A 10,384-nucleotide genomic window follows, 5' to 3' on the forward strand; every position below is an offset into this window, starting at 1 on the left:
TATATTATATTACTTAAGGGGATTATTGCGGGATAAATCCCGCTGTCTTTACGACTTGCTCGGTTTCATCCCCCGACTGAAGTACGGGGGAGCCTGCACCATCGCTCATGCTGTAATAAGAGTCAGATTACCAGCTATCGACACCCTATTATCGGTTTAAATGTCCAATTCTCAAGTTTTTGAACAATCCATCCCCATTAAAGCCAGCGCCACCACCGTTGAGCGCTGCATCACGGATCTGACGCTGATGCACCGTTGGCTCAATCCAGCCCTGCGCTGCTATCCGGTGGGTGAGTGGAGTACAGATATTGGTAGTCGCAGTCGCTTTGTGATTCAAATTCCTTTAGTACAGCCTACCCTCAACAGTATCGTTGTGGAACGCGAGCCCGGTTTAGTCGTTTGGCAATTCCAAGGATTTTTCCGAGGGCGCGATCGCTGGGAATGTCAACCCACGATTCTAGGTACGAGGCTGCTGAATCGTTTTGAGTTTGAAATTCCCAACCCTCTCGTCAGTTGGGGCTTTAATACCTTTGCCACAACCTGGACACAGCAGGATATGAAAGCCCAGCTACGGCGTCTGAAACGAGTCGCTGAGGAGATTTATCAAGGAATGGCTTAATAGTTTTAGCGAGTATATTAGATTCAGCGTTAACTAAACCGCGATTTGCCGCTTAATGCATCTTACCCGCTATGACGACGATTCTTCTCACCCTTGGTGTTATCCTACTGACTCTGATTTTATTTATCAGCGAATGGTTGCCCGTTGATATTACCGCACTCACCATCATGGTGCTGCTGATTGTGCTGGGATTAGTCAGCCCTGAGGAAGGAATATCCGGGTTTAGTAGTTCAGCTACAATCACCGTGATGGCAATGTTTATCCTCAGTGCTGGAATTGCCCGCACTGGCGCTATTCAAGTCGTCAGTGAACTCCTCTTGAAGTGGGGAGGTAAAACGTCCTCCCAGCAGATTTTAGCGTTGGGGGCAATTGCTGGTCCGATTAGTAGTGTAATCAATAATACGGCTGTCCTGGCTGTCTTTCTGCCGATTGTGGAAGATTTGTGTCGCCAAAAGCGGATTTCTCCCTCCAAACTGCTTATTCCCCTGTCTGACGCTACGATTTTAGGGGGAATGATTACTGTAATTGGCACTTCGACCAACATTTTGGCGAGTGGTTTGTCGGAGAAATTGGGGTACGGCACATTCAGTTTATTTGAATTCACGAAATTAGGATTGCTCACCTTCACGATTGGCTTGACCTATCTGGTGTTAATTGCTCCCCGATTACTGCCCAATCGCAAAATCTCCAGTAGTGATACTCAAGAGTATGGACTTCAGGACTATGTGAGTGAAATTGTGATTCCCCCAGGTTCCAGCTTGGTCGGAAAAACCCTACGTTCGACTCAAATTCAGCGCAAATTTGATATGGACGTGCTGGAGATCATCCGTAACGACAGCCGTTTCGCCCAACCTCTTGCAGACAAAGTGTTACAGGCTGGGGATATTTTAATTGTGCGGGGAAGGCGAGAATGTTTGCTGAATATTAAAGATGAACGGGGAATCGATATTTTTCCAGATGTAGAATTTAGTAAACAATCAATTGAAGAAAATCTGACATCCGGGGAAGATACGATTGCCGAAGTCTTAATTTTGTCGAACTCTGATTTGCTCGGATCGACCCTCAAAGAATTTCGCTTTCGGCAACGCTATAACTTGACTGTATTAGCCATTCGTCGTGGACAAGAATTCGTCCGGGAACGTTTGGGTAGAGTTCCGTTACGGTTTGGCGATTTGCTTTTGGTGCAAGGACCTAAGCAAAGCTTTGTCGGATTACAAACCAGTCGAGATTTGTTGGTCTTTGAGCAACGAGACATGGAAACGTTTCGGCGAGAAAAAGCCGGAATTGCTGTGGCAATTGGTGTGGGAGTTGTACTGGTTGCTGCGTTTAACCTATTGCCGATTTTGGTCAGTGCCTTAGCAGGAGTTGTTTTAATGGTACTCACGGGCTGTCTGAAGCCAGGGGAACTGTATGGTGCGGTGCGCTGGGATATTATCTTTCTCTTAGCCGGATTAATTCCTTTGGGAATTGCTATGGAAAATTCGGGAACGACTAAATGGTTAGCTGAAAATCTTGTCGCCCTTGGGAGTAGTTTCTCTCCCTATTGGATACTGACGTTTTTCTTTCTGATTACAGCGTTGTTGACCGAAATTTTATCTAATAACGCTTCGGTGGTTTTACTCTTACCCGTTGCGGTGCAAGTGGCTCAGACTTTGGAACTCAATCCTTTTGCCTTTATGTTTGCTGTCACCTTTGCGGCGTCGAATAGTTTTATGACACCGATTGGTTATCAAACCAATACCATGGTCTACAGTGCAGGGGGTTATAGGTTCCTAGACTTTTTCCGCGTGGGCGCTCCCCTGAGTCTTTTGATGACCGTTGTTATTCCCCCTTTGATTATTCTGCTTTATGGTTTATGAGTCATTTGTCATTCGTCATTGGTAGGGGAGTCAACCCGAATTTGGTATTACGAAATTCACCCTGACCAAGTACGATAAGTCTTTGACCCATCAACAATCAACGAAAACATGACAAAAGTACGGATCGGACTGCTATTTGGGGGGCGCTCAGGAGAACACGAGGTTTCGATTTGTTCAGCACAAGCGATCGCGAAAGCATTAAGTACGCCGCCGAATACGGATAAGTACGAGGTTTTACCCGTTTATATTCAAAAAGATGGCATCTGGCAACCCCCAGACATCGCCGAGCAGGTTTTGGCTTCGGGAACGCCTCTAGAAGCCAATGGAGACGGAAACCTCTGGCAATTTCCGCCTCAGGTAGCTGAGGTGGATGTTTGGTTTCCTATCTTGCACGGACCCAATGGAGAAGATGGCACGATTCAAGGCTTGTTAACGTTAATGCAGGTTCCCTGTGTGGGTTCGGGTGTATTAGGTTCGGCAATGGCGATGGATAAGATTGCCATGAAACAGGTATTTGACCAAGTGGGACTCGCCCAGGTGAAGTATAAGGGATTGAGTCGCGCTCAGGTATGGTCAAATCCCTGCGTTTTCCCGAAACTGTGTGATCAGATTGAGGAAACGTTGGGGTATCCCTGTTTTGTTAAACCTGCTAATTTAGGATCATCGGTGGGTATTGCCAAGGTGCGATCGCGAAGTGAATTGGAAGCAGCTTTAGATAGTGCAGCCAGTTATGATCGCCGAATTATTGTGGAAGCGGGAGTCGTGGCGCGGGAAGTGGAATGTGCGGTTTTAGGCAATGATAATCCTAAAGCATCTGTGGTGGGTGAAATTAGTTATACCAGCGATTTCTACGACTATGAAACTAAATATACAGAAGGTCGTGCCACGTTATCCATTCCTGCACCCTTACCTGATGTCGTAAGTCGTCAGATTCAGGAGATGGCACTCCAAGCATTTGCGGCGGTAGATGCAGCGGGTTTGTCACGGGTGGATTTCTTTTATGTGGAGGCGACTGGAGAAGTTTTAATTAATGAAATTAATACTTTACCGGGTTTCACCGCCACCAGTATGTATCCTCAACTTTGGGAAGCTAGTGGTGTGCCGTTTCCTCAATTAGTTGATCAGTTGATTGAATTCGCCCAAGAACGGCACGGTTCCTAAATCTGTGGACATTAAAGTGAACGGTTGAGAACTCGCTTCCCTTGAGAAGCAAGCTACGTCATTTGTCATTCGTCATTTGTCATTTGGAAACTGTAGGGGTTTGGTTACCAAACCCCTACTACCGTGGCTTGTGATTTTAGGTTTTTTAGCGGTTGGATAAATAGACATATCGCTGCTGGTGGATTATTTCAAGTCGGGATAATGCCTCTGGTGTATAGCGTTGGGCTTCAATACAGATTGATTGCCAGAGGATATCGAGGGTGTTGAGGTTGGGACAATAGCGTATGAGGGTGCGACAAGCGGCAATCCACTGTTCAATTTGGCGGTAGCTGACGAAGTAACCGCCGATTCCTTTGATATGCACCCAAAGGACGTTATGCCATTTTTCCCAGTTGAGGATGCGCTCTTGGGGGATTCTCAGGTGTTTAGCGATTTGCCGAAGGGTGATAACGAAGGTTTTGGGGTTGATGCGATGGCGTAGAGGTTGCATGGCTTTACTGTTGGAGTAGATGCTTTACCGAGTTTTTTGTCAGTCAATATATACAATATATCTGGTAAAGCATCAATATGTAAATACTCTCCTTGAAATTAGTCTTCTTCTATGACGTGGAATCCAGCCTGTTCTGCAATCAGGCTTAAATACTTAGATGTAGCCAGAGTGGGTTCATAAGCGCTATTTTCCCACTGACTAACTGTCGCCTGTCGCACACCAAGTTTTTGGGCAAACTCTGCCTGGGTTAAACCCATATAGCGACGTAGTGCCTTGATCAGTTGAGCGTTCCATAGCACGGTGTCACCCATACGTGGAACTTTAGGTTTAGCCGTAGGTTGGCGAAATGTCACCCGTTGCTGCTCCAAATCAATATCCTCAACCCAATATCCGGCTTCCATCCAGGCATTTGCTTGCAGTGCGCCTTTCCTACGATTGCTCCACCATGCCCGTTTTTGGCGTGCTGAGTCGGGTAAGGTGTCATTCATGAGTTCCTCAATTTCTGCAAAGGTGAGGATTACTTCCGCTTGATCGCTCTGTTGCAGAAATTCTAGAAGTGGCTGGTACTTGCTATCTGGCTTCATGCTGCAAAACCTCTACAGCAATCAACGTCTATGGGTTGAGATGCTGGTGGGACTTCTTTGTTGGTGCAGTGGGAAAGGGGCATGAAGCTGTTCTAGGGGACAGGTAATCATCTCTAGGATGCCAGAAAATTGGGGCGTGCGATCGCGCTTTTACAGGACTTACGCACAAACGCCACTTTGATATACTGTAGGGTGGGCATTGCCCACCATCCAAAATTTCAGTACCATTCAACTGAGGATTGGGGTCACTCATCTGATCAGCGCTACAGGTTTTCATTCAGCAGCTTCTACTATTGAACTCAACTATCTAGGGGTGGCTCCTCGTCCGCCGGGGGGAGAGGAATTGGGGCGAATGTTTTGGTATCGTCTTGGTTGATCTGATGCGCCAAATCTGCCTCTTCTAATCGTTCTAAATAAGGCAAAATTTGGCTAAAACTGCGGAAGCCTAACTGTTCGAGATCATCTATCGTTATTGTTTCATCTGAAAGGCTACCTCGCTGCTGCAATAAGGCACGAACTCGCTCTTCTTGCACGTTCAATGCAGCTTGTTGGCGCAAGGTTGGCTCTGCTGCTTTTAAACCTTTGTCCAAAACGTCTGGGGTAATTTTATCGACCTGAAGATTTGCCGCCGTTGACAAAACTGTGCTACCCAATCGGTTGAACAAACGGGGTTTACCTAGAGAAACCTGACAAAAGTGCTTGGCTGTGTCGGGTAGAAAAGGTAATACAGAACGCGGATCATTCGCATCAGTGGAGTAATTTTTAATCCGCGCACTGCTAAGGTAATTGATCAGCATCTGATAGGTGGTTTCCTGATCCATTTCTTCTAGCTTGAGTTGTAGGTCAAATAAACCGCGTTCACTGGTGAGTAAATCTCCCATTAAACCCATTGGGTGTCCTGTTAGCAAGAACCACGCCGGACCTTTTAATGTACCCTGAGCATCGTGCATTAATTGCCTGACTCGATGGGGGTTTTGCTTGTCTAGGTCATCAATCGCAATCACGACACCTTCGGGATATTTCTTTTGCGCCCGATTTAAAAGGGTGTTGAGGCTGACAGTGGGATATTGGGGTTTGGTGATGGGTAAATCTTTCTCGCCAATCTTACCAGCTATTCCGATACTACCCCCGACTTCGGATCTGCGTTCCTTCAAGACTTTTTCGGTAGGAATCCCCATCTGATACAGTTGACTTTGCGCCCATTCGTCATCTGTCATTTCTTGAGCTAGGGCAATTAATGCGGTTGGGCCGAGTTCATCTTGTCGTCCCGTGAAAATATGGTTCAGGGTTTCGCTTCGCAAATCGGTGGGGCTTTCGGTAAAGGGAATCTCTCTAAGTCCTAAACGCTGAATATTGTTTACCGACTGGTCAAAAATATCGTCAGCCGTGGTCATACATAAACCTCCCTTGCTTGTCGTTCCATCGCTCGTTGTGCTGCTTGATAGAGATTATCCACTTCAGCATACTGGGAGTCGATAAAGTTGGGACTGCGGGGAACTGCAATTTCTAGGGCTTCCTGTAGCAAAGTAATGGCAGTATCTAAATTCTTGATATTTTCAGTTAGTGTGGCACGTTGCATCAGTGCCTCTGCTAAGTTGCTTTGCGTTTCAGCCCAATTTTGAGGAAATGCCTCACGGGTAGAAACCTGTAAAGCTAAGTTGTAGGCGGCGATTGCCTGTTCCAAATTCTCAGCGCGTTCTCCCCGAATGCGATCGCGGTAAGCATTTGCCAAGTTGTTTTGCGTCCCCGCCCAATCTTCGTTATCAGTCATCAGTTATCAGTTATCAGTTGTCAGAGAGTCGGGTTGTTTTGAGGATTGAAAAGAGGATTTTGCCTATCTCGTCAGCGTCGGCGTGTATGCTATTGAAGGTTTTTTCCGCAATGTATCCTGTATCTTTCAACAGAGATAGCCAATATTTGGTTTCTAGGCACTCTTTATAGGCTATTGATACTTTAGCAGAAAAATTTGCTGTAGATATAGCACCGTTTGCTTCAGCGAGGTTCGCACCAATCGAAGTTCCACTTCTATTGTTTTGATAAAATAAACTCTTTCTTTTTTTCAGGGAGATATTGGTAAGCTTTAACAACCCGAATAGCAAATCGATACGCTTTCTGGTATGCAATACTCTTCATATCCACTCCCTGATAACTGATAACTGATAACTGATAACTGATAACTGTTAACTGATAACTGTTAACTGATAACTGTTAACTGATAACTGTTAACTGATAACTGTTAACTGATAACTGTTAACTGATAACTGATAACTGTTAACTCCCCAAAACCACCTGTAAATCCAGTACAAATCCAGGTAAAACATCTTCCCCTGATAAGCTATTCGGTGACTCTAAAACCTCAACCTCCCGATTCGGTCGATAAATTTCAACCTTTTTATTCTTCGCATCAATCAACCACCCCAAACGCAACCCATTGTCTAAATATTCCTGCATCTTTTTGCGTAAAGTTTCCATATTGTCACTTTTAGAACGCAATTCGATCGCAAAATCCGGACACAGTGGCGGAAATGATTCCTGTTGTTCTAGTGTCAAAGCATCCCATCGTTCTTGACTCACCCAAGACGCATCAGGAGAACGATCTGCACCATTAGGAAGCCGAAACGCTGTCGAAGAATCAAAAGCAACTCCCAAACCAGCCTGACGGTTCCATGATTGAAGCTGAAACGCGATATCAATATTCCGTTTTCCGGTAATTCCCCCAGTGGGTGGCATAATAATTAATTCTCCTATAGCTGTTCGTTCGAGTCGCACATCGCGATTAGCCGCAGCGAGTTCCTCAAACTGCTCCTGAGTAACTTTTAGGGTTTGTGGGATAATAATTGGAATCATTGTTCGTTACAAGTCAAAAATGCGATCGCCTGTTTTTCTGCCTGTGGGCGCACGTCAGTCATCCGTGTCTACTTAAGAGTTTATATGACTAGCGCTCAAAGTTTAGATCCCCCTAAATCCCCCATGGAACAAAAAGCGAAGCATCCGCTGGTCTCCCCCGTGCAAAAAAAGCGAAGCATCCTATGGCTTCCCCCTTTTTAAGGGGGACGGGAGGGGGATCTAATAGGGGGACGGAAGGGGGATCAAAAAGGAAGACGGGAGGGGGTTCAAAAAAGGGGGTATCTCTGATTAAGTAAGGGTTTCAGCCTTAAGTTGATACTAATGACGTCTGTGCGCCCATACCAGGCTAATTCTTAAATTTATGGCTGATAAATTGACTACCAATGCCACAGCCAATGGCAAGCACCACGACAATAATTTGACTGGCAAGATAATGATGATGGTGAGGATGATCCTCATGAATCTGGCTGATCGCCTCGACATCAATTCCGCGATCGCTAACCGGAATCACTAACATATCCCAATGACTATCCTCACCAATCTCCACCTCCCACTCTCCACTGACGGAGTAATCGGGTTCAAAGACAAACATCCCTTGTTCGTTTGTCCTTCCTGCAATCGGCGCATAGTCTGAACCCGCAGGAGGATGGACAATCACAGGTGCATCTTGAAACGCTTCCCCTGTGCTGAACACAGATTGAATTTCTAGGGAATTAATCTTTAAGTGATAGTTGGTTTCCACTCCATGGGCTAGTGCTTGGCTGGGAAAGCCCAAAAGACTGATAAGTACCAGTAGGACAACAAAAAACTGTTTTACTTTCATTGGATATCTGTAAAAGGTTGTGATTGATTTTGCCTTATAGAGAGGTAGTGATTGAAACAAATGTTATACCAAAGCCAATGACCATGATCACGATCGCACTCAAAATTGATAACTTTTGCAACACTTGATCCGTTTGCGGTAATCGCTCTAGCCACTGGCGAGCATAAATGGCGACGACACCCAAAATAACCAACACTGATGCTAACCCCAGACTAAACCCGCCCACCAAAAACAGCCCATAGCTGATCTGGTGTAATGCAACGGCACTCAATAACATTACCAAAGCTGAAGGACAAGGAATTAATCCCCCCGCAATCCCTAATTTAACCAGGGATGAAAGGCTAGTGGGTGAGTGGGTGTGTGAATGTGAATGGGAATGGGAATGGGAATGGGAATGCAGCCGCTTTCTCAGTAGGCTCAATCCGAGGATACCAATGGTTAACCCGCTCACGAAACTCAGCACCGGATAGGATTGTTCAGGCAAAAAGTATTGAGACGCAAACAGCGCGATCGCACCCAACAGAAAAATACTCAGTGTATGAGTAAAGGTTATGGTTAATCCCAGTAAAACAGCCTGCTGTGCAGTGCCTTGAGAGCCAATAAAATAGGCGCTTACAAGGGTTTTACCATGTCCAGGGGACAGTGCATGAACCGCACCGAATCCAAACGCGATCGCGATCCCGATTAAAATCGTGCTTAACGTCGGTTCAGATGCGATCAGGTTCGGTACTGAGGATGTGTGACTCAAGTGAGCTAAAATACACGCTTGTGACATGGAAAAACTGGGTGGGTAAATTAGGCGATTATATCAAAACAGTACACCTGGTTCCCATCAAGTTGCCTTATAGCCAGTTGCGTTCTAACGTATCTTATGAGAGCGAAGGAAATAATGGCTAATCACAAGTAGGGGCTTGGTTACCAAGCCCTTGGTTACTGTACAAAAAATGGGCAGTACTGGATTCGAACCAGTGACATCCTGCTTGTAAGGCAGGCGCTCTACCGCTGAGCTAACCGCCCGGTATGTATCATACTTACTTAGATTAACACAAAATTACCAAAAATATGCCCTCTGGTCAAATACACGATCGCATTACCTTATGGAGTCTCCCCCTTATAACCGCTGTAACCCGCATCATGACTAGGAATGGGGACTTAACCCTGATCGTATCTGGAGGCTTTTTTTTTAGTGGACTCATGTTCAGTCCCGACTTAGATCTCTACTCACGCCCCTTTAAACGCTGGGGGTGGCTGCGCTGGATTTGGCTACCTTACCAAAAGGTGATGCGCCACCGCTCTATTTTTTCCCACGGCTTTATCCTAGGGACTACGATTCGTATCCTCTATCTGGGGAGTTGGATCATCGCGCTGGCGGGAGTAGGATTTGTGATTATGTACTTATTCCAGGCTGTACCTTGGACTGGGGAAGAATTAAAACAACATATCACGCGATCGCTCCTTGATTATCAAGCCCACTGGATTGCTTTATTTATCGGCTTAGAACTCGGCGCTATCCTCCACTCCGTCAGTGATTGGACAAGTTCCACCTACAAGCGCTACCAGCGTCGAAAGCAAACGCCGCGCCGTAAATCCACCAAACGCCAGCGAACCTCAAATCGACGAACTTGACGCTTCTGGGATATAACAACCATGACCCTAGAAAACAAAATTGCTCAACTGTTTCAGATGAATGAAGCCACATGGACACGTCATGCTAATCCCTGGAGTGTCTGGACGCGCAACACTGTATTACCTTTGCTCATCCTAGCCATCTAGAGTCGAGTTTGGCTGGGCTGGTGGTCTTTGCTTTTGGTTGCAGTGGCGTTACTTTGGAATTGGGTAAACCCGCGCCTATTTGCTAAACCGGAAACGACTGATAACTGGGCGTCTAAAGCTGTATTTGGCGAACGGGTTTGGATGAATCGAGTTGACACTCCCACGGCTTAAAGCGCGTGGGATTCTACATTCATCGTCAGAACTTGCTCTACCAGGCTTGCGCCAAGT

General features: G+C 46.0%; 13 protein-coding genes, 1 tRNA gene and 1 pseudogene. 5 read left to right on the forward strand and 10 right to left on the reverse strand.

Features of this window, described 5'->3' with window-relative positions:
• Window positions 1-160 precede the first annotated feature (160 nt).
• From ACLGGO_RS33820 to ACLGGO_RS33830, 3 genes are all read left to right on the forward strand, one after another.
• The gene (locus tag ACLGGO_RS33820) at window positions 161-619 is read left to right on the forward strand and encodes an SRPBCC family protein (protein ID WP_446353601.1); all 459 of its coding nucleotides are present in this window, start codon (window positions 161-163) and stop codon (window positions 617-619) included.
• 71 nt (window positions 620-690) lie between these two features.
• Window positions 691-2,478 carry an SLC13 family permease gene (locus ACLGGO_RS33825; protein WP_446422599.1) on the forward strand — a complete coding sequence of 596 codons (1,788 nt, stop codon included), beginning with the start codon at window positions 691-693 and terminating at the stop codon, window positions 2,476-2,478.
• Between the two features lie 108 nt (window positions 2,479-2,586).
• Entirely contained in the window at window positions 2,587-3,639 is a 1,053-nt protein-coding gene (locus tag ACLGGO_RS33830; RefSeq protein WP_446422600.1) for a D-alanine--D-alanine ligase family protein, read from the forward strand.
• Between the two features lie 145 nt (window positions 3,640-3,784).
• Here ACLGGO_RS33830 and ACLGGO_RS33835 read toward each other — a convergent pair whose 3' ends face one another.
• The 10 genes from ACLGGO_RS33835 to ACLGGO_RS33880 form a co-directional block, all read right to left on the reverse strand.
• A complete protein-coding gene (locus ACLGGO_RS33835) occupies window positions 3,785-4,129 on the reverse strand; it encodes a hypothetical protein (protein WP_446422601.1) in 345 nt (114 codons plus the stop codon).
• A gap of 98 nt (window positions 4,130-4,227) precedes the next feature.
• Window positions 4,228-4,713, reverse strand: a complete 486-nt coding sequence (locus tag ACLGGO_RS33840) for a helix-turn-helix domain-containing protein (protein ID WP_446422602.1) — start codon at window positions 4,711-4,713, stop codon at window positions 4,228-4,230.
• A 28-nt stretch (window positions 4,714-4,741) separates the two neighbouring features.
• Window positions 4,742-4,990, reverse strand: coding sequence for a hypothetical protein (locus ACLGGO_RS33845; protein ID WP_446422603.1), 249 nt, complete (start codon window positions 4,988-4,990; stop codon window positions 4,742-4,744).
• A 22-nt stretch (window positions 4,991-5,012) separates the two neighbouring features.
• The gene (locus tag ACLGGO_RS33850) at window positions 5,013-6,107 is read right to left on the reverse strand and encodes a hypothetical protein (protein ID WP_446422604.1); all 1,095 of its coding nucleotides are present in this window, start codon (window positions 6,105-6,107) and stop codon (window positions 5,013-5,015) included.
• Complete coding sequence (locus ACLGGO_RS33855; RefSeq protein WP_446422605.1) at window positions 6,104-6,484, reverse strand: hypothetical protein; 381 nt, start codon at window positions 6,482-6,484, stop codon at window positions 6,104-6,106. The genes ACLGGO_RS33850 and ACLGGO_RS33855 overlap by 4 nt, the downstream gene beginning before the upstream one ends.
• 13 nt (window positions 6,485-6,497) lie before the next feature.
• Complete coding sequence (locus ACLGGO_RS33860) at window positions 6,498-6,836, reverse strand: four helix bundle protein (RefSeq protein ID WP_446422606.1); 339 nt, start codon at window positions 6,834-6,836, stop codon at window positions 6,498-6,500.
• 148 nt (window positions 6,837-6,984) lie between these two features.
• On the reverse strand, window positions 6,985-7,560 hold the full coding sequence (locus ACLGGO_RS33865) for a Uma2 family endonuclease (RefSeq protein WP_446422607.1): 576 nt from the start codon (window positions 7,558-7,560) through the stop codon (window positions 6,985-6,987).
• A 346-nt stretch (window positions 7,561-7,906) separates the two neighbouring features.
• Window positions 7,907-8,383, reverse strand: a complete 477-nt coding sequence (locus ACLGGO_RS33870) for a hypothetical protein (RefSeq protein ID WP_446422608.1) — start codon at window positions 8,381-8,383, stop codon at window positions 7,907-7,909.
• Between the two features lie 34 nt (window positions 8,384-8,417).
• Window positions 8,418-9,158 (reverse strand): nickel/cobalt transporter, encoded by a 741-nt coding sequence (locus ACLGGO_RS33875; protein WP_446422609.1) that lies wholly within the window; start codon window positions 9,156-9,158, stop codon window positions 8,418-8,420.
• A 170-nt stretch (window positions 9,159-9,328) separates the two neighbouring features.
• A tRNA-Val gene (locus ACLGGO_RS33880) sits at window positions 9,329-9,400 on the reverse strand.
• A 45-nt stretch (window positions 9,401-9,445) separates the two neighbouring features.
• Between ACLGGO_RS33880 and ACLGGO_RS33885 the strand changes: the two genes are divergently transcribed.
• Window positions 9,446-10,009 (forward strand): metal-binding protein, encoded by a 564-nt coding sequence (locus tag ACLGGO_RS33885; protein ID WP_446335966.1) that lies wholly within the window; start codon window positions 9,446-9,448, stop codon window positions 10,007-10,009.
• A 21-nt stretch (window positions 10,010-10,030) separates the two neighbouring features.
• Window positions 10,031-10,318: pseudogene (locus ACLGGO_RS33890) on the forward strand (DUF6653 family protein); the annotation flags it as partial.
• Window positions 10,319-10,384 lie beyond the last annotated feature (66 nt).

The sequence above is a fragment of the Coleofasciculus sp. genome (assembly GCF_046565525.1).
Classification (GTDB): domain Bacteria; phylum Cyanobacteriota; class Cyanobacteriia; order Cyanobacteriales; family Coleofasciculaceae; genus Coleofasciculus.